The sequence below is a fragment of the Pseudomonas massiliensis genome (assembly GCF_000826105.1).
GTDB classification, from domain to species: domain Bacteria; phylum Pseudomonadota; class Gammaproteobacteria; order Pseudomonadales; family Pseudomonadaceae; genus Aquipseudomonas; species Aquipseudomonas massiliensis.
This window is the reverse complement of record NZ_CCYK01000003.1, coordinates 1-19,750: the sequence shown is the minus strand read 5'-3', so window position 1 is coordinate 19,750 and position 19,750 is coordinate 1. Positions and strand designations below refer to the sequence as shown.

The following is a 19,750-nucleotide window of genomic DNA, read 5'->3' as shown; positions in this document are numbered from 1 at the left end:
GGTCAAAGAATATAAAATTTTACTTTTGCATTGATTGATCTTGAGGATTCGCCTATCCACATTAATCACACTGATTACAACCTTAGATTTATAACCCGCCCCGCCTTCTTCAACGCTTGCGCCCTATGGGCAATGATCAATACCGTTCTCCCCCTACATATCTCGGGCATGTGATCGAGTATGTGTTGCTCGGCCTCGGCATCCAGGGCGCTGGTGGCTTCATCCATGATCAATAGTCTGGGCTTGGCGAAGAGGGCGCGGGCCAGGGCGATACGCTGGCGTTGTCCGCCCGATAGCGAGCCTCCGCCTTCGTGCAAAAGGGTGTCGTAGCCTTGGGGCAGTTTTAGAATGAACTGATGGGCGCCTGCCAGCTTCGCGGCGGCCATCACCTCATCGAGGGGGGCGCCGGGGTCGTTGATGGCGATGTTTTCCCGTATAGAGCGGCTGAGCAGCACCGCGTCCTGCGTGACTACGCCGACCTGTTGCCGCAAGGAAACGGGCTGCACCGTGGCCAGGTCGATGCCATCGATGAGCACCTGGCCTCGCTCCGGCACCTGAAGGTTCTGCAGCAGCAGGGCCAGGGTGCTCTTGCCACAGCCGGAAGGGCCGCGGATGCCGATGACTTCGCCAGGGCGGACGAGTAGGTTGAAGTTTTTCAGGATGAGCGGTTCGCCGGGTCCATAGCGGAAGTGAACCTCGCGAAACTCCACTTGGCCGATCACATCGGGCATGGGCTTGAGTTCAGGATCGGTATCTTCTCGCGGGGCGTCGAGCACATCGGCCAGTCGATGCATGGCGATACCTGCCTGCTGCAGATGCACCCACAACTGCGCAAGGCGTTGCAGCGGCTGGGCGACCCGGGTGGCCAATAGATTGAACGCTATCAACTGGCCCAAGGACAGGCTCGAGTGGATCACCAGCCAAGCGCCTATGCCCAGCACGCCGGCCGTGGTCAGCTTGCCCACCAGCCCCACGGCTTCCTGCATAAGAGCCGATGCGTTGCCAGCCTGGAACCCGGCGAGCAGGGTTTTAGCTTGAAGGCTGGCCCAGCGCTGCTTCAGCTGCGGTTCCACGGCCAGGGTTTTCACAGTGTCGATGCCGCGCAAGGTTTCCAGCAGGAATGCCTGCTGGGCAGCGCCATGTGCCGCTTGCCGCTCCAGCCGTTGGCGCAAGCGGGGCGTTAGCCAAAGTGCGAGCGCGAGGTACAGCGGAAGCGAGGCCAATACCACCAGGGCCAATAGCGGACTCAATAGAAACAGGGCCGCGCTGAAGAAGAGGAAGAACAGCGCGTCGATGATTGCCCCAAGCGTTTGTGCGGACAGAAAGTGGCGCAAGGTTTCCACTTCCCCCAACCGCGCGACCAGGTGGCCGCACGGCCGCGCCTGGAAGTAAGGCAGGGGCAAGGCGAGCAGATGGCGATAGAGTTGGCTGCCAAGCTTGGCGTCGATGCGCGCGGCCGTGTGCTCCAGAACGTAGGTGCGGATGGCGCTGAGCGCGCTTTCCAACAGAGCTACCGCTACAAGGGCGATGACCAGGATATCCAGGGTATGCAGGTTGCGATGTAACAGAACCTTATCCATCACCGCTTGAAAGAACAGAGGCGCCATCAGGGCGAAAAGCTGCAACCCGAACGCGGCCGCCAGGACTTGCCACAGCCACTTGCGATGTTCCACCAGCGCCGCCACGAACCAGGTGAAATCGAATCTGGCCAGGCTTCCCAGCGCCATCCGGGCGGAGCGAAGGAGCAACAGTTGCCCGGACCAGCGCTCGGCCAGCCCTGCCAGCGTCAAGGTTTCCGATTGGCCGCTGAGCGGGTCATGAATGAGTGCCTCGCCCGGGCGCACCCCCGCAACGATGAAGGCGCGACCATCGGCACCCAAGGCGATGGCCGGAAGCGCCTGCCTGTTCAAGCAGGACGCGTCGCAGCGCTGGTATTGGCCTGTAAGGCCAAGCCGATTGGCCTCATCGAGCAGCGTGGCCCAAGTCAGGTCCTGGCTGTGGCACACCGCCGTGGTGCAATGGTGAAAACGACCAATTGCCTGGAGGCAGGCCTTAAGGCTGGGGGCGTTGTTTTCCATGATCCGAGCCGTTCAACGAAGTCGGACCAAGGTTAACCACAAGGGCCAGGGGAACGCTGTCAGCCCGCTTCTGAAGGTTCTGTAGGACGTTTCGCGGAAGTCTTAAGAATGCCTTTGACGCAAGGGTTTCAGTAAAAAAACAATATTGTAAAAAGCTTGCGCGATTGGGTCTTCATCGCCCACGCCCGCGCGCGCGGCTGGTTGTGTTAAAGCAGAGAGGCTTGAAAGCGCTGGAGTTCGGCAGCTGTCGCTGCCTCCTACCAGCCCACGGTCGAGACCGGGCTTACTCAAGCGCCATAGTTCAGATTTCCCTGAACTTATGATTTGCCCCAGCCTATTCATCGGGCCGCTGCGTAATGCCTACCATCGGCGCATCGGATCGGGCCCGTCAGAGGCCCGGCCTCGGTTTCATCTTTGCTACTGCCCTTATCTGCCCTCGGCCATGGCCGGGGGCACCTGTAGCGATGGACCGAGGGCCTGCCGATGCGTCTTGAGATTTTCCGTTCACTCTGGGGTTACCGCGCCAGCAAGGCGCAGGCGCTGGAGGAACTGCTGGCCGCGCGCTTCGAGGGCATGGAGGCGCGGCTGCCATTGGAGGCGGCAGAGCGGCGGGAATTCGGGGCCTTCCTCGCCAGCAACCAGGTGCCCTATATCGCCACGGTGTTTACAGCCTACGATGTGCTGCCCGAGCAGCGCGCCACACCCGCCGAGCACCTTGAAGACCTGCGCCGCAAGCTGGACTGGGCTAGCGAACTGACGCCGCGCTTCATCAACCTGCTGGCGGGCAATGATCGCTGGCCATTGGCGCAACAGGTGGAGTTCTTCGGCGAGCTTTTGGCGATGGCCTCCGCACAGGCGGCGCCTGTGTTGGTGGAGACCCACCGCGCCCGCTCCCTGTTCAACCCCTGGGTCACCTTGGAGCTGATCCGCCAACTGCCTGACCTGCGTTTCACCAGCGATATCAGCCATTGGGTGGTGTGCTGCGAGCGCCTGCTGGATGACCTGGCCGATGACCTATCACCGTTCGTGGAGCGGGTGATGCACATCCAGGCCCGGGTGGGCTACGACCAAGGCCCCCAAGTGCCCCACCCCGCTGCCCCGGAATACGCCGCTGCCCTGGCCTTCCATCAAAGCCATTGGGAAGCCGTGTGGCGGGCCCAGCGCGCCCGTGGCCAGGCGGTCACCACCCTCACGCCTGAATTCGGTGCCGACGGCTACCTGCATCACCTGCCTTTCATCAACGCGCCAGTGGCGGACCTGTGGGCTATCAACCAGTGGATGGCCACCGCCGAGCGCGCCCATTTCCAACGTTTCCTCGACGAGGGCCAGTCGGCATGAGCAACGCCAATTTCAGCAGCATTCCCGTGGTCGATATCGCCGGCCTGTTCAGCGTCGAGCTGGAGCATCGCCTGGCAGTGGCCGAGCAACTCGGCCGTGCCGCCAGTGAGGTGGGCTTTCTGTACATCACCGGCCACGGCATTGACCTGGCCTTGATCGAAGGCTTGCAGACAGCGGCCAAGGCGTACTTTGCCCAACCGCTGGATGCCAAGATGAAGCACTACATCGGCACCTCGGCCAGCCACAAGGGCTTCGTGCCCAAGGGCGAAGAGGTGTACGGGGAAGGTGAGCCAGATCACAAGGAAGCCTTCGACGTGGGCTTCGAAGTGCCCGCCGACGACCCGCTCTTCCTGGCCGGCACACCCTTGCTGGGGCCCAACGACTGGCCCCCGGTGCCCGGCTTCCAGGCCGCGGTACAAGCGTATTACAAGGCGGTGTTCGACCTGGGCGGCAAACTGTTCGGCGGCTTCGCGTTGGCCCTGGGCCTGCCGGAGGACTACTTCGCGCCCATGGTCAGCCGCCCGCCGTCCAAGCTACGGCTGATTCACTACCCCTTCGACCCGCGTCGAGTGGATGCCCCGGGCATCGGGGCGCACACCGATTACGAGTGTTTCACCATCCTGCACGCCGACCAGCCGGGCCTGGAAGTAATGAACGACCAAGGCCAGTGGGTGGATGCGCCACCACACCCTGGCGCCTTCGTGGTCAACATCGGCGACATGCTCGAAGTGATGACCGCCGGTACCTTCGTGGCCACCGCTCACCGGGTGCGCAAGGTCGCGGCCGAGCGCTATGCCTTCCCCTTGTTCTACGCCTGCGACTACCACACCCGCATCGCCCCGCTGCCCAGCTTCGACAAGGGCCAACAGCAGTACGAAGCGCTGGCCATCGGCGAGCACATGTGGGGCCAGGCGCTGCAAACCTACCAGTACCTGCGCCGCAAGGTCGCCGCCGGCGAGCTGCGCTTGCCCAGTGAGGCACGCAAGCCGGCCAGCTTCGGCCATCTCAAGAACCAGGCGACCGCGCTATGAACGTACCGCCTTCCCCCGTGACCCTTCAGGAGCCTTCACCCATGCGCCACACTGTTCGCTTCGGCCTGCTTGCCGCCGGCCTGCTTTGCGCCACCGCCAGCTCCGCTGGCCCGACCGCCACGCCGGGTGTGTTCAAGGTGGGGATGGAAATCACCTACCCCCCGTTCGAGTCCTATGACGCCAACAAACAGGTGGTGGGCTCGGACCCGGAACTGGCTCACGCCCTGGCCAAGACCATGGGCAGCCAGGCGGCTTTCGTGGACACCAAGTTCCCCAACCTCATCAATGGCCTGAACGCGGGGCACTACGACGCGATCATCTCCGGCATGTACATCACCCCTGAGCGCGAGGCTCAGGCCCAGGCCATTCCCTACGCCAACACGGGCGCGGCGATCATGGTGCCCAAGGGCAGCGAGCTGAGCCCCAAGACGCCCGAAGACTTGTGCGGGCTGAAGATCGGCCTGGAACAAGGCACCACCTGGGTAGCGAAATTCCGCGAACTCTCCAGCAGTTATTGCGTGCCCAACAACAAAGGCGCCATCACCGTAAGCGAGTTCCCTTCCGCCCCGGAAGTCACCCAGGCCCTGCTTTCCAAGAACGTCCAGGCCCAGGTGGAAATCGCCGGCGCGGCGCACATGATCGCCCAGCGCACCAATGGCCGGGTGGTGGTCAGCTCGGAAAAGCTGGTGTACCCACAAACCCTGGGCATCTACGTGAAGAAAGGCAATGCCGAAACCTACCAGGCCCTCGTGCAGGCAATGAAGGCAAGCAAGGAAAACGGCGAGTACGCCGCGATCCTGAAGAAATACGACCTGGAAGCGGTTAACTGAGTTTATCCGCCGCCTCGTCCGGGGCGGCGCTTGAGGTGCCTATGGAATTCGATTGGGGTTATTTCGTTTCGCTGTTTTCCATGGCGGATTTCTGGAAGGCCTGCGTCACCGTGATCTGCCTGAGCGCCCTGGCCTGGCTGCTGGGCATGGTGCTGGGCTTTTTCCTGGCCACGGCCAAGCTTTCGACGCTGGCCTGGCTGCGTGTGCCGGCCAGCCTGTACATCTGGTTTTTCCGCAGCATTCCGCTATTGGTACTGGTGGTATTCGTCTACAACTTGCCACAGCTGTTTCCCGCCAGCGGCGCGCTGCTATCGCAACCTTTCTATTCCGGCCTGCTCGCCCTGGTGGTGACCGAGGCGGCCTACATGGCGGAGATTCACCGCGGCGGATTGATCTCCGTGCTCAAGGGGCAGCGCGAAGCGGGCCGCGCGCTTGGCATCGGGCCGATCGGCCTGCAGCGGCTGATCGTCATTCCCCAGGCCTTTCGGATCTCGCTGCCGACCCTGATCAATGAATACATCACGGTGGTGAAGCTAACGTCGCTGGTCTCGGTGATTTCCCTGACCGAGCTGCTCACCGTGGGTCAACGCCTGTACGCGCAAAACTTCCTGGTGATGGAAACCCTGGCCGCGGTGGGTGCCTACTACGTGCTGATCGTGACGGTGTTCGGCTGGGCGCTGCAATGGCTGGAACGCGGCCTGGACCTCAACAGGCGCACCCCGGCTGCCTTGGGTGATGTTGAAGTGGCTCGGCTACGCAGTACCCTGCCAGCGGCTGCGCTGCGTCCAGCGCAAGTGCCGACCCGAGGCGCGGCGCCAGCGCTGCAACTGCGTGGGCTGCACAAGCGCTACGGCAACCATGAAGTGCTCAAGGGCATCGATCTGAGCGTGGCCAGTGGCGAGGTGATCTCCATCATCGGCCCGTCAGGCTCAGGCAAGACGTCGCTCATCCGCACCATCAACGGCCTGGAAAGCATCGACCGCGGCGAGATCGTGCTCTTCGGAGAAAGCTACATCAACGCTGGCGAGCATCCCAATAGCGGTCGCGTGCGCCAAGGCATACGCCGCATCGGCATGGTGTTCCAGAACTTCAACCTATTCCCTCATCGCACCCTGGTTGACAACATCACCCTCGCGCCCCGCTACCACGGCGAGCCGGCTGGGCTGAGCGAAAGCCGGGCGCTGGCATTGCTGGACAAGGTGGGTTTGCTGGCCCATGCGCGCAAGTATCCGCAGCAGCTTTCCGGTGGGCAGCAGCAGCGGGTGGCCATCGCTCGGGCCATGGCCATGGTGCCTGATGTGATGCTGTTCGACGAGCCCACTTCGGCCCTGGACCCGGAACTGGTGGGCGAGGTGTTGAAGGTGATCCGCGACCTGGCCAACGAAGGCATGACCTTGATTATCGTCACTCACGAAATGGAGTTCGCCCTTTCCATTTCCGACCGGGTCATCTTCATGGAGCACGGCACGGTGGCCTTCGACGGCTCGCCCACAGCCTTGCGCAGCGACCCCGCGGCACAGCGTGTGCGCCGCTTCGTGGGCCTGGAAGAGCAAGCGCCGGTCGAGCTCAGCCAGCCGGCTCTAGCATCAGGCCACTGAGGCGCCGCACCCGTCGGCTTACCGCCTCCTCGAACACGCCCGGGCGTGGTTCCACCAAGGTGAACCAGCGCCGCGCCCGGGTGATGCCGGTGTAGATCAGCTCCTTGGTCAGCACCGGGTTGAGCACATCCGGCAGGATGAGCGCCGTGTGCTCGAACTCAGAGCCCTGGGACTTGTGCACGGTCATGGCGTACACGGTTTCCACATCGGTGAGGCGGCTGGGCAAGACGAAGCGCACTCCACCCTGGCCGTCGTTGCGTGGGAAGGCGACGCGCAGCGTCAACCGGTTGCTGTCTTCCGATTCGGGCAAACGGAGGGTGACACCGATATCACCGTTCATCAGGCCCAGGCCGTAGTCATTGCGGGTCATCAGTACGGGGCGGCCTTCGTACCAGTGGTGATCGCTTTCGATCAGGTTCGCGCCATAGAGTGCCCGAGTGGCGCGCTGGTTGATGGCGTCCACGCCCCAGGGCCCCTTGCGTACCGCACAGAGCAGGCGGAAGCGGTCGAAGCTGCCCAGTACTTCACCAGCCCAGGCCAGCCAGGCCGGGTCCGCCAAGTGCGTATCTGCCGGCGGGCGGTGCCGCTGCAGCACATCGAAATACTGACGATAACCGCTGGCGCTGCCACGACCGCGCCTGCTACCGCTGAGCAACAGCCTTTCCAGGGCCTGGTCCTGCTCGCCTTGCAGGCGGCAGCTGGTGATGTCGTCGAAACTGGCGTCGGCCAGGGCGCGGCGGGCATCGACCGGGCGCTGCTCATTGACCGCCCGGGCCAGTTCGCCGATGCCGCTGCCTTGGGCGAAGCGGCGGGAGTGGCGCAGCATCACCAGTTGCTGGGCCAGGGCATGTTCGACCGGGTCGCCCACGCGCAGCCCGGAAGCGTCCAGGGCCTGACCGGCGACCTTTTCCAGCCAGGCCCAGGTGGCCGGGCTGTAATAACCAGCCTCTGCGTCCCGGCAAAGGTCGCCCAGTACCGCGCCGGCTTCCACCGAGGCAAGCTGGTCCTTGTCGCCCAGCAACACCAGCCTTGCACGCGGCGGCAGGGCTTCGAGCAGGTTGGCCATCATTTCCAGGTCGATCATCGAGGCTTCGTCCACCACCAGTACATCGAGCGGCAGCGGATTGCCCCGGTGATGACGGAAATGCCGAGTGCCCGGGCGGCTGCCCAGCAGGCGGTGCACCGTGGTCACTTCGGTGGGAATGCGCGCCTTGATGGCGTCGGCCACGTCCAGGCTCTGCACCTGGGCGCCGATGGATTCGGTAAGGCGGGCGGCGGCCTTGCCGGTGGGAGCCGCCAGGCGAATACGCAAAGGCCGCCCGGCCTCGACCCGAGGCCCTTGCAACAACGCCAGCAGGCGCACCACCGTGGTGGTTTTACCGGTACCAGGCCCGCCGGTAATGATGCTCAGGGCGGCACGGGTGGCCAGCGCGCAGGCCAGTTTTTGCCAATCCACACCCCCGGCCGCAGGCGTGGGGAAGAGCGCGGCCAAACGTACGGGCAGGTCGCCGGGCACCTCCGCTGGCGAAGCCAGGCGCATGCGCAGGGCCAGCTCTACGGCACGCTCGTAGGTCCAGTACCGACGCAGGTACAGACGTTCGTTGCTGAGCACCAACGGCCTATCGCTGGGCCCATGCTGGCCTTGGGCAACCAGCGCCGATGCTTCCAGTGCCTGAATCCACTGCGCCAGGCCCTGGTGCGCCAGGACGCTCGAGGGCAGTACCTCGGGATTGAGGCTGTCTTCGCCCTCCGGGGGCAGCGACAGGGCAAAGTCCGGCTCGGCCAGGGTTTGTGCCAGGTCCAGGCAGACATGGCCATGGCCCAGTTGGTGGCTGGTCAAGGCCGCCGCCAATAGCACCAGGGGTTCCGCGCAGGCGGCTTGCTCGGCCAGGAAGCGTACCAGTGCCAGGTCCAATGGGCGCAGCCAGCCGCGTGCGACCCAACGGTCCAGAAGCGCGAACAGGCCGGCGCTGGAGGCCAGCGGGGTCAGCGGCTCGGCTACCGCAATGGTGTTGTCTAGACTGAAGCGATCACTCATGGCCGGGCTCCTTCGAACAGGTCGGCTTGGGCATCGGTATTCAGCGCGTGCAGCCTGCCTTGGAAGAGCAGGTCCAACTGCTCGATCAATATCCTGGGTGGGCGACTGAAATAGACGCCGCGGCTGCGCGCACCGAGCCCACGCAGGAAGATGAAGAGCGCGCCGCCCACGTGGCGGTCGTAGTCGTAGCCGGGCAGGCGTGCCTTGAGCTGGCGATGCAGCGCCAGCAGGTAGAGTACATATTGCAGGTCGTAGCGATGCTCGAGGATGGCGACTTCCATGGCGGCCGATGAATAGCTGGCGTTTTCGGCCCCCAGCCAGTTGGATTTGTAATCGGCCACGTAATAACGGCCTTCATGCTCGAAACAGAGATCGATGAAGCCCTTGAACAGCCCGTTCAGCCGGCTGCCTTCGGCCGCGGCGCGTGGGGCGCCTGCATGGGTGTGCTGGCGTACCAGGGTATCGAGGCGCACCACGTCTACTTCTCGGCTGGCGAACCAGAATTCCATTTCATAGCGGTAATCCCGCAGTTCGCACAGGCGAACCTGGACGTCTTCCGCCAGCGGCAATGGCGCGGCTAGCAGAGCGTTAAGCCAGTGCTCCAGGGTAGGTATCCAGCCGTCCCAGCCGCGCGTGGCGCAGCGTCGGGCCAGGGTATCACGCAGGGCTTCGGGGTTTTCCGCCAACTGGCCGAAGCCCTCGCGCCCGGCCCACTCCAACAGCCCATGAAGGAAGGTTCCCGGGTGCGGCCCGCGCGGGAACTGGTGGATCGAACCATGACCGGAGGCCACCAGGCCGGCGTTGCCCAGGGGCTCGTCATCCAGTAGGTTCTGGGCGCGCAGGCTGTCCGGCGCCGACTCGCCTTCCACGCTATCGGCAATGCGCAGGGCGCTGTAGGAGGCGATCCACCAATGTTCGGCAGCGCGCCTGCTCGGCTCGCGGGCGGGCTGTAGGCGCTGCTCGCTACGCGGCGGCACGTAGAGCTGGTCGCTCACTGGCGGCAATGCCTGGGCGTCCAGGGCCGGAGCGCCCGCGCAGACCTCGGTCAACCAGCCGGCCAGTTCGGCGGACGTTTCTAGCGCTGCGCCGCCGCCGAGCAGATAGCCCAGGGCCGAGCGGTGCAGCACGGAACGGCTATCGCGGCCCCGCTTGAGGTCCGCCACGCCGAGCCAGCAGGCATACTGCGCCCGGGTGAGCGCGACATAGAGCAGGCGCAGGTCTTCCCCCAGGCGCTCGTCATCGGCCATGGCGATCACCTGTTCATCCGGCGTCATGGTCACCCGCAGTTCGCCTTGGGCATCGTGCCAGCTGACGGGCAGGCGGCTGCCATCCACCGGCCGCGCGCTGCAGACGAAAGGCAGGAACACCAGGGGGTACTCCAGGCCTTTGGATTTGTGAATGGTTACCACCTTGACCAACTGTTCGTCGCTCTCCAGGCGCACCACCTGTTCTTCGCCGCCATCCACTTGGCTGGTAATGCGTTCGGCCAGGTAGCGGATCAACGCCTGTTCGCCATCCAGCTCCGCCGAGGCTTGCTGCAGCAGCTCGGTCAGGTGCAGCAGGTTGGTAAGTACCCGCTCGCCATCGGCCCTGGCAGTGAGGCGTACCGGCAACTCGAAGTCATGCAACAGGCGGCGCAGCATGCTCAGCACGCCTTGCCCGCGCCAGAGCGCGCGGTACTCGCGGAACTGCATCACCCGTGCTTCCCACACCAGCTCGTTGCGGTTCAAGGCTTCCAGCTCAGCCAGCGGTCGGGCCAGGGTGACGCTGGCCAGGGCCGCGCGCAGCAGACGGTCCGCGTCCGGCTCGGCACAGGCGCGCAGCCAGGCCAGCACATCGACCGCCTCCTGACTGCGGAACACGGATTCCTTGTCCGATAGGTAGACGCTGCGCACGCCGCGGGCACGCAGCTCGGAACGAATAGCCTGGGCTTCACCGCCGTCGCGCACGAGGATGGCGATATCCGCCGGGGCCAGTGGCCGCAGCTGGCCGTCTGGGCTGGCGAACCCACATTGGCCGACCTTGGCCAGTTCCAACAGGCGAACGATCTCACTGGCGCAGGCGGGGGCCAGGTGCTCCCGATAGCTGCCGTTGGCCACGGGCTTGTCGCTGTGCAGGGCCCAGAAGGTCAGGGCCGGTTGCGCCTGACCCTCTACCTGGAGCCTATCCTTGCGGCCCTGGGCCGCCACTGGCAGGAAGGGCACCGGGTTGTCAGTGCCTTCGCGGAACAGGAAGGCACCGCGCCCGGTAGGCCTGGCCTCGGCGTGCTCGAACACGCGATTGACCGCCGCTACCATGGCCTCGGTGGAACGGAAGTTGGTGCCCAGGCTATGCAGCCGCCCGGCGCTGGCCCGTCGCGCGCGCAGATAGGTATGAATATCCGCGCCACGGAAGGCATAGATGGCCTGCTTGGGGTCGCCGATCAGGAAGATGCCCAGGTCCTGGCGGTTCTGTTCGATCTGGTAGATACGCTCGAAGATGCGGTATTGCACCGGGTCGGTGTCCTGGAATTCGTCGATCAGCGCCACCGGGAACTGCTCGCGAATGACCTGCGCCAGCGCCTCGCCGGATTCTCCGCGCAGGGCTGCGTCCAGACGCAGCAGCATATCGTCGAAGCCCATTTCGGCCCGCCGACGCTTTTCGCTTTCGAAGCGCGCCGCCACCCAGGCCGCCGCGTGGGCCAGCGCATCCGTGCCGGGGTCGGGCAACTGCCGCAAGCGTTCGCGCAGGTCGACCATGGCGTCCAGAGCGGCATGGCTGGGCGGCTCGGTCTTCCAGGCTTCAGCCAGGCCCTGTGGTGTCAGCCGCTCGAAGCCCTTGCCGATATCCAGTAAGTGAGCATCCGAAGTCCCATGCCACTCGGCCAGCCCTTGCAGCCAGGGCTCGAAGTAACGGGGCTGCAGCTTGCGGGCGTCCACGGCCTTGTCAGCGATGCCCTGCAATAGCAAGGCACGCAGCTCCTCCACCCAGGTGCCCCAGGGTTGTTTGATCTGGGCCAGTTCATCCAGGCGGCGACGCAGCCCTTCTTCGATGTGCAAGGCCGGATGTGCGTTTTCGTCCAAGGGGCCAGCACCGCCAAGCAGGCCTTTCACCCGCGTCAGCAAGGCGGCTGGCGACTTCCAGTTTTCCCTTACCCAGCCGAGGGTGTCGCCTACCATGCCGTAACAGAACTGGCGCCAGTAGTCGCGTACCACCTCATTGAGCAACTCGCTGTGGTCGGTTTCCAGACTCTGGGTGAACAGACTGCCGCTGTCGAAGGCATGTTCGCGTAACATGCGCTGGCACCAGCCGTGGATGGTCGAGACCGCTGCTTCATCCATCCACTGGGCTGCCGCATCGAGCTTGCTGGCACACAGGGGCCAGGCGTCGTTGGGGTAATCGTCGCGGAGCTGGCCGACCAGCGCATCAGGCGCGGCGATCTCGTCCCGGAAGAACTGTGCCGCCTGGGCCAGGCGTGCACGGATGCGGTCTCGCAACTCCTTGGTGGCGGCGTCAGTGAAGGTCACCACCAGGATTTGCGGTGGCAGCAGTTCGCGACCGAACCCTGAATCCCCTACCCCGTGGCCCAGTACCAGGCGCAGATAAAGGGCAGAGATAGTGAAGGTTTTGCCGGTGCCGGCACTGGCTTCGATCAGCTGGCTGCCGCGCAGCGGAAAGCTGAGGGCGAGGGGGCGGGGTGCTTCGCTCATCGGGCATTCTCCCGGGCCTGAAGGTCCGCCCAGGGGGCGCTGAACAAGGGCTGGTACAGCGCCTGCACCCACCCTTCGAAAGTCTCATCGGCAATAAGCGCGGCGAAGTCAGGGTATTGCCGTGCCAAGGCCATGTCACGCGCCCGCTCGCCGGCACTCGCGCCTGGGAATTCCGAACCTTCGTAGGCCACTTGGGCCGCCTTGAATGCCGCGTCCCGGTCCTTGGCCGCAAGAAAGGCGAAGGCAGTGCGCGGGGCAACCGGTAACGGCCGTGACATGCCGTTGCGCCACGCTATTAGCAGTTCTGTCAGCGTGTCATGGGCGATCTGTGCATCCAGGGGAGCCAGAAGCAGGGTGGTATCAGTGGCAACCACGGCGGTGTGCAGTGGCAGCCCTTCGGCGCAGGCCACCAGGTGCTGCACCCAGGGCGCGATCAGCCGCGACCATTTGCGCCCGCCTCGGGTGTTGATTGCGTTGGCCAGCAGGGTGACGCTCAACAAGGCTCCGCCCTCACCTTCATGTAGCCCCGCCAGCCAGCCTTCCACTTCCAGGCCCTGAGCCTGGAAGTACAACGGCAGCGCGCTTTCCATTGGCGCGGGCCAGCGGACCAGCAAGCCCTGGTAGCGGGCGAGCAGGTCTGGCAAAGGCGCGATCAGCTCCGCCTGGAGCAGTTCGCCAAAGCCGGCCATGGGCAAATGCCCGGCTGCCTGCAGTCGCCCAGCCTGGGTGCGCAGTAGGGCTTCAAGTTCGCCTTCCCCGCCTTGCAGGGCCGCTTCCAGCAAGTGAGTGCTCAGGCTGTAATGCTGTAGACCATCGAGGATAAACGGCTCGGCTTCTTCCAAGGCGCCTTGCAACGCTTCGAAATGCACCTTCAAGCGTTGCGTATAGAAGTGCTTGACCGGGTTGCGCAGGAAGTTCGCCAGCACCTCCAGCCCCAGCGGGCCGTCGGGCTCGAAGGGCGGCAAGTCCTCGACCGCGGTCAATGGAGCGCCAGATTCATGGACCGATTGCCACTCACGGGCATAACTGAACAAGGCCGGTTGGCCTTCTTGGAAATAACGGATGCTGAAGGGCTGCAAGGGGTGCTCCAGGCTCAAAGCCTTCACCAGGGCCTCCCCTTGATCGGGCTCACCCTGCAGCCGCCAACCGGCGGCAAGATGATCGCGCAACTGGCCCACCAGCACCGAGGGTGGGCGCTCGGTATTGTCGCGAATACTGCGCCCCACCCAGCTGATGTACAGCTCCGTACGGGCCGAGAGCACGGCTTCGAGCAGCAGGTAGCGATCGTCCTCACGCCGGGAGCGGTCACCGGGGCGGTAGTCGGCCGCCATCAAGTCGAAGTCGAGCGGCGGTTGCGCGCGGGGGTAGTCACCATCGTTCATGCCAAGCAGGCAAACCATCTCGAAGGGAATGGCGCGCATGGGCATCAGCGTACAAAAATTCACCGAGCCGGCCAGGAAGCGCTGGTTCAATCCGCCCTGGTCCAACCCCGACAACCAGGCTTCGCGTACGACTGTCAGAGGCAGCGCCTCCACCAGGCCGACCTCTTCGCAGGCTTGCAGCCATTGGTCGCGCAGCTCATCGAGCTGTATGAGCAGGTACTCGGCGTGCTCGTCCTCGGGCTTGAAGAAGTCGTTGACCAAGCCTTGCAGGCGCTGGCCCCATATCTCAGGCGCGGCCGGCTCGAGCAGGGCTTGGTACCAGTGGTCCAGGCGGTCGATGATGGCGAACAAGGGGCCCACCAGCGCAGCGTCCAGGCCACCGACTTCATCATAGGGTTCGACTCCGGCGAACCCTTCGCCGCCGCCCACGGCATAGCCCAGCAGCATGCGTCGCAGGCCGAATCGCCAGCTGTTTTGTTCCATGCCTTCAGGCAGGCCCAACGCCTTGCGCTGCCCGGCGTCCAGCCCCCAGCGGATGCCGGCGCCCTCGATCCAGGCGTGCAGGATGGCCAGGGACTGCTCGGGGATGCCGAAACGAGCCCGCACGGCGGGTACGTCGAGAAGGTCCAGAATCTCGCCGACGGCGAAGCGGCTATCGGGCAGCTGCAGCAAATGCTCCAGTGCGATGAGCAGTGGGTCCCGACCGCGCTGGGCCTGATCGTTCAGGGTGAAGGGTATGAAGCGTTTATCGTCCCGCGCCACCTGGCCGAACACGGCGCGGATGTAAGGCGCGTAGCCATTGATGTCCGGGACCATCACGATAATGTCCCTCGGCTTCAGGTCCGGACTGCTGGAAAAGCGCTGCAGGAGCTGGTCATGCAGCACCTCCACTTCACGCTGAGCGCTATGGGCGATGTGGAAACGGACGGAAGGGTCCACCTGCGGATCTACCGGGGGCCAGAGCTCACGGGTTTCAGCCAGGGGGCGCAGCTCCAGGATGTCGTTCTGTAGCTGGCTCAGCAGCGTATCGGTGCCGCCATCGCTGTAGAGGTCGATCTTGCCGTCGCTGAACGCGCCCCTGTAACTGTCTGGCTGGTCGAACTCATCCAGCAAGGCTATGTAGTCACGGCCTTGCTTGCCCCAGGCGGCCAAAAGCGGCTGCGCGTGCTGGTGCAAGCTGGTAGCGTCCAGCTGCAGCGGCATGCCGGGCTTGCGGCTTTGCCTTCTGTACTCGCGGCGCAGGAGGTCCTTGTCCGCTACGATGTCGGCCCAGTGATGGCGACAGGGGTTGTGCACGCACAGCAGGACTTGCGTGAATCGGGCCAGTCCGGCCAAGGCATGCAGTACCTGCGCGGGCAGCGAGGAGATCCCGAATACGATCACTCGGCTCGGCAGGCCCGGTGGCGGGGTTTGCGCCGACAGCATGGTATGCATGTAACGCTGATGCACCCCTGCCCGGCTCTGTGCCATGCCTTGCGTGCCCACGTCAGCCAGCAACGCCTGCCACAGCGCGGCTTGCCAAGTGTTGCCGTCGTTCAAAGGGCGCGCGTCACCCCGCACGCTGCGCAGTTGGTAACGTCCTTCGGCCCAATCTTCAAGCCAGTCGGCGCGATAGACCTGGTACTGGTCATAGAGATCAGCCAGCCGTTGCGCCAACTGGTAGCGTTTGCGCATGTCCCGATCCTCTTTGAGGAAGCGGGCCAGCGGGGCGAACACGGGCTGCTCGATCAGCACTGGCAGGAGGCGCATGAGCCGCCATGTGAGGGGGCCCTTGTCTAGTACCGAGTTTTCCGGAATCTCCGAGCGGCCCAGTACCGACCGGTACAGCCGCCACATGAAACTGCCTGGTAGTTGCACGTCGATTGCAGCCGCGACGCCACAGCCGCCGTCTTCTGGGTCCGCGGCCAGGGCCATTTTCAACCATTGAGCGATACCGTTGCTTTGTACCAAGGCAACTTCGTTCTCAAGTGGGCGCAAGGGATAGCGACGCATCCACTCCACCACCAGGCTACGTAGATCATCTGGGCGGTTGCCGTGGATCACCATGAAGCCTGGCGTGATGGGTTCGAACTGCGACATGGGCTACCTGAGTCAGATTGGCGGAAAACAGGCATAAGCTACAAGCCGGGTGCTGCAAGCTCAAGCACGCGCCTGCAGCTTTAGATCTGTTTGCTTAAGGCTTGAGGCTCGACGCGTGCCGTTTCAGACCCGGAAAAAGACAAAACCCCTGATCGCGGTGCGACCAGGGGTTTTGGGAATGAATCTTGACGATGACCTACTCTCACATGGGGAAGCCCCACACTACCATCGGCGATGCGTCGTTTCACTGCTGAGTTCGGGATGGGATCAGGTGGTTCCAACGCTCTATGGTCGTCAAGAAATTCGGTAGCTGCCTCGTTTGCACGGTGCAGCGAATCTGGGTATGTGTGTTTGTGATGGCGAATTTTCGGTGTTGCCTTCGCGTTCTGCCCTTGGGCAGATTGCTTGGGTGTTATATGGTCAAGCCTCACGGGCAATTAGTATGGGTTAGCTCAACGCCTCACAGCGCTTACACACCCCACCTATCAACGTCGTAGTCTTCGACGGCCCTTCAGGGAGCTCGAGGCTCCAGTGAGATCTCATCTTGAGGCAAGTTTCCCGCTTAGATGCTTTCAGCGGTTATCTCTTCCGAACATAGCTACCCGGCAATGCCACTGGCGTGACAACCGGAACACCAGAGGTTCGTCCACTCCGGTCCTCTCGTACTAGGAGCAGCCCCTCTCAAATCTCAAACGTCCACGGCAGATAGGGACCGAACTGTCTCACGACGTTCTAAACCCAGCTCGCGTACCACTTTAAATGGCGAACAGCCATACCCTTGGGACCGGCTTCAGCCCCAGGATGTGATGAGCCGACATCGAGGTGCCAAACACCGCCGTCGATATGAACTCTTGGGCGGTATCAGCCTGTTATCCCCGGAGTACCTTTTATCCGTTGAGCGATGGCCCTTCCATACAGAACCACCGGATCACTAAGACCTACTTTCGTACCTGCTCGACGTGTCTGTCTCGCAGTCAAGCGCGCTTTTGCCTTTATACTCTACGACCGATTTCCGACCGGTCTGAGCGCACCTTCGTACTCCTCCGTTACTCTTTGGGAGGAGACCGCCCCAGTCAAACTACCCACCATACACTGTCCTCGATCCGGATAACGGACCTGAGTTAGAACCTCAAGGTTGCCAGGGTGGTATTTCAAGGATGGCTCCACGCAGACTGGCGTCCACGCTTCAAAGCCTCCCACCTATCCTACACAAGCAAGCTCAAAGTCCAGTGCAAAGCTATAGTAAAGGTTCACGGGGTCTTTCCGTCTAGCCGCGGATACACTGCATCTTCACAGCGATTTCAATTTCACTGAGTCTCGGGTGGAGACAGCGCCGCCATCGTTACGCCATTCGTGCAGGTCGGAACTTACCCGACAAGGAATTTCGCTACCTTAGGACCGTTATAGTTACGGCCGCCGTTTACCGGGGCTTCGATCAAGAGCTTCGCTTGCGCTAACCCCATCAATTAACCTTCCGGCACCGGGCAGGCGTCACACCCTATACGTCCACTTTCGTGTTTGCAGAGTGCTGTGTTTTTAATAAACAGTCGCAGCGGCCTGGTATCTTCGACCGGCATAGGCTTACGGGGCAAGCCCTTCACCTTCGCCGGCGCACCTTCTCCCGAAGTTACGGTGCCATTTTGCCTAGTTCCTTCACCCGAGTTCTCTCAAGCGCCTTGGTATTCTCTACCCAACCACCTGTGTCGGTTTGGGGTACGGTTCCTGGTTACCTGAAGCTTAGAAGCTTTTCCTGGAAGCATGGCATCGACCACTTCGTGCCCGAGGGCACTCGTCATCAGCTCTCGGCCTTGGGATCCCGGATTTACCTAAGATCCCAGCCTACCACCTTAAACTTGGACAACCAACGCCAAGCTGGCCTAGCCTTCTCCGTCCCTCCATCGCAGTAACCAGAAGTACAGGAATATTAACCTGTTTTCCATCGACTACGCTTTTCAGCCTCGCCTTAGGGACCGACTAACCCTGCGTCGATTAACGTTGCGCAGGAAACCTTGGTTTTTCGGCGTGCGAGTTTTTCACTCGCATTGTCGTTACTCATGTCAGCATTCGCACTTCTGATACCTCCAGCGAGCTTCTCAACTCACCTTCACAGGCTTACAGAACGCTCCTCTACCGCGTCACTTGCGTGACACCCGTAGCTTCGGTGTATGGTTTGAGCCCCGTTACATCTTCCGCGCAGGCCGACTCGACTAGTGAGCTATTACGCTTTCTTTAAAGGGTGGCTGCTTCTAAGCCAACCTCCTAGCTGTCTAAGCCTTCCCACATCGTTTCCCACTTAACCATAACTTTGGGACCTTAGCTGACGGTCTGGGTTGTTTCCCTTTTCACGACGGACGTTAGCACCCGCCGTGTGTCTCCCATGCTCGGCACTTGCTGGTATTCGGAGTTTGCATCGGTTTGGTAAGTCGGGATGACCCCCTAGCCGAAACAGTGCTCTACCCCCAGCAGTGATACATGAGGCGCTACCTAAATAGCTTTCGAGGAGAACCAGCTATCTCCGAGCTTGATTAGCCTTTCACTCCGATCCACAGGTCATCCGCTAACTTTTCAACGGTAGTCGGTTCGGTCCTCCAGTCAGTGTTACCTAACCTTCAACCTGCCCATGGATAGATCGCCCGGTTTCGGGTCTATACCCAGCGACTAAACGCCCTATTAAGACTCGCTTTCGCTACGCCTCCCCTATTCGGTTAAGCTCGCCACTGAATATAAGTCGCTGACCCATTATACAAAAGGTACGCAGTCACAGAACAAGTCTGCTCCCACTGCTTGTACGCATACGGTTTCAGGTTCTATTTCACTCCCCTCTCCGGGGTTCTTTTCGCCTTTCCCTCACGGTACTGGTTCACTATCGGTCAGTCAGTAGTATTTAGCCTTGGAGGATGGTCCCCCCATATTCAGACAAAGTTTCTCGTGCTCCGTCCTACTCGATTTCATTGACAAGGGATTTTCGCGTACAGGGCTATCACCCACTATGGCCGCACTTTCCAGAGCGTTCCGCTAATCTCAAGTCAACTTAAGGGCTGGTCCCCGTTCGCTCGCCACTACTAAGGGAATCTCGGTTGATTTCTTTTCCTCAGGGTACTTAGATGTTTCAGTTCCCCTGGTTCGCCTCTTGCACCTATGGATTCAGTACAAGATACTCAGCTTGTGCTGAGTGGGTTCCCCCATTCAGAGATCTCCGGATCAAAGTCTGTTTGCCGACTCCCCGAAGCTTATCGCAGGCTACCACGTCTTTCATCGCCTCTGACTGCCAAGGCATCCACCGTATGCGCTTATTCACTTGACCATATAACCCCAAGCAATCTTGGGATTACGGTTGTGAAGACAACATTCGCCGAAAATTCGCATTCGCTCTTTCGAGCAACTCACAAATTTTACCTTAGCCTGATCCTACCAGCAGTGAAACTGGTCGATCAGTCTATCTTTCTATCACATACCCAAATTTTTAAAGAACGATTCTGGAAAAGACCAGAAATCAACATTCCGCTTCAGTGTGAAGGAATGCTCATTTCTAAGCTTTCGAACAGAGGATGGTGGTGGAGCCAAGCGGGATCGAACCGCTGACCTCCTGCGTGCAAGGCAGGCGCTCTCCCAGCTGAGCTATGGCCCCGTATTCTACTACCGGCCGTTACCACTGGAAATTGGTGGGTCTGGGCAGATTCGAACTGC

General features: G+C 62.2%; 8 protein-coding genes, 1 tRNA gene and 2 rRNA genes. 4 read left to right on the top strand and 7 right to left on the bottom strand.

The window, feature by feature from the left end; genetic code table 11:
* Positions 1-74 precede the first annotated feature (74 nt).
* The gene (locus BN1188_RS00795) at positions 75-2,078 is read right to left on the bottom strand and encodes a peptidase domain-containing ABC transporter (RefSeq protein WP_052469098.1); all 2,004 of its coding nucleotides are present in this window, start codon (positions 2,076-2,078) and stop codon (positions 75-77) included.
* A 483-nt stretch (positions 2,079-2,561) separates the two neighbouring features.
* Between BN1188_RS00795 and BN1188_RS00790 the strand changes: the two genes are divergently transcribed.
* Genes BN1188_RS00790 through BN1188_RS22075 form a run of 4 tightly spaced genes read left to right on the top strand, consistent with a single transcriptional unit; the run spans position 2,562 to position 6,875 of the window.
* Complete coding sequence (locus BN1188_RS00790) at positions 2,562-3,416, top strand: sugar phosphate isomerase/epimerase family protein (RefSeq protein ID WP_040259281.1); 855 nt, start codon at positions 2,562-2,564, stop codon at positions 3,414-3,416.
* The gene (locus tag BN1188_RS00785) at positions 3,413-4,447 is read left to right on the top strand and encodes an isopenicillin N synthase family dioxygenase (RefSeq protein ID WP_040259280.1); all 1,035 of its coding nucleotides are present in this window, start codon (positions 3,413-3,415) and stop codon (positions 4,445-4,447) included. Before BN1188_RS00790 ends, BN1188_RS00785 begins: the two co-directional genes overlap by 4 nt.
* A 41-nt stretch (positions 4,448-4,488) precedes the next feature.
* Complete coding sequence (locus tag BN1188_RS00780; protein WP_040259279.1) at positions 4,489-5,277, top strand: ABC transporter substrate-binding protein; 789 nt, start codon at positions 4,489-4,491, stop codon at positions 5,275-5,277.
* 41 nt (positions 5,278-5,318) lie between these two features.
* Positions 5,319-6,875, top strand: a complete 1,557-nt coding sequence (locus BN1188_RS22075; RefSeq protein ID WP_040259278.1) for an amino acid ABC transporter permease/ATP-binding protein — start codon at positions 5,319-5,321, stop codon at positions 6,873-6,875.
* On the opposite strand, the gene recD is transcribed toward BN1188_RS22075, so the two are convergent.
* The 6 genes from recD to BN1188_RS00745 all read right to left on the bottom strand — a co-directional run bounded on the left by recD (position 6,844) and on the right by BN1188_RS00745 (position 19,691).
* On the bottom strand, positions 6,844-8,913 hold the full coding sequence (gene recD, locus BN1188_RS00770; RefSeq protein WP_040259277.1) for an exodeoxyribonuclease V subunit alpha: 2,070 nt from the start codon (positions 8,911-8,913) through the stop codon (positions 6,844-6,846). The two genes, BN1188_RS22075 and recD, sit on opposite strands and share 32 nt — an antisense overlap.
* Positions 8,910-12,602, bottom strand: a complete 3,693-nt coding sequence (gene recB / locus BN1188_RS00765; protein ID WP_040259276.1) for an exodeoxyribonuclease V subunit beta — start codon at positions 12,600-12,602, stop codon at positions 8,910-8,912. Before recB ends, recD begins: the two co-directional genes overlap by 4 nt.
* The gene (recC, locus tag BN1188_RS00760) at positions 12,599-16,063 is read right to left on the bottom strand and encodes an exodeoxyribonuclease V subunit gamma (protein WP_040259275.1); all 3,465 of its coding nucleotides are present in this window, start codon (positions 16,061-16,063) and stop codon (positions 12,599-12,601) included. The genes recB and recC overlap by 4 nt, the downstream gene beginning before the upstream one ends.
* Positions 16,064-16,246: 183 nt before the next feature.
* Positions 16,247-16,362, bottom strand: a 5S ribosomal RNA gene (gene rrf / locus BN1188_RS00755).
* Positions 16,363-16,479: 117 nt separating this feature from the next.
* Positions 16,480-19,367, bottom strand: a 23S ribosomal RNA gene (locus tag BN1188_RS00750).
* A 248-nt stretch (positions 19,368-19,615) separates the two neighbouring features.
* A tRNA-Ala gene (locus BN1188_RS00745) sits at positions 19,616-19,691 on the bottom strand.
* Positions 19,692-19,750 lie beyond the last annotated feature (59 nt).

Excerpts from the sequence above, each read along its gene's own strand:
- BN1188_RS00780 (WP_040259279.1), top strand. The coding sequence starts at position 4,489 with ATGCGCCACACTGTTCGCTTCGGCCTGCTTGCCGCCGGCCTGCTTTGC.
- BN1188_RS00790 (WP_040259281.1), top strand. The coding sequence starts at position 2,562 with ATGCGTCTTGAGATTTTCCGTTCACTCTGGGGTTACCGCGCCAGCAAG.
- recC (WP_040259275.1), bottom strand. The coding sequence starts at position 16,063 with ATGTCGCAGTTCGAACCCATCACGCCAGGCTTCATGGTGATCCACGGC.
- BN1188_RS00785 (WP_040259280.1), top strand. The coding sequence starts at position 3,413 with ATGAGCAACGCCAATTTCAGCAGCATTCCCGTGGTCGATATCGCCGGC.
- BN1188_RS22075 (WP_040259278.1), top strand. The coding sequence starts at position 5,319 with ATGGAATTCGATTGGGGTTATTTCGTTTCGCTGTTTTCCATGGCGGAT.
- recD (WP_040259277.1), bottom strand. The coding sequence starts at position 8,913 with ATGAGTGATCGCTTCAGTCTAGACAACACCATTGCGGTAGCCGAGCCG.
- recB (WP_040259276.1), bottom strand. The coding sequence starts at position 12,602 with ATGAGCGAAGCACCCCGCCCCCTCGCCCTCAGCTTTCCGCTGCGCGGC.
- BN1188_RS00795 (WP_052469098.1), bottom strand. The coding sequence starts at position 2,078 with ATGGAAAACAACGCCCCCAGCCTTAAGGCCTGCCTCCAGGCAATTGGT.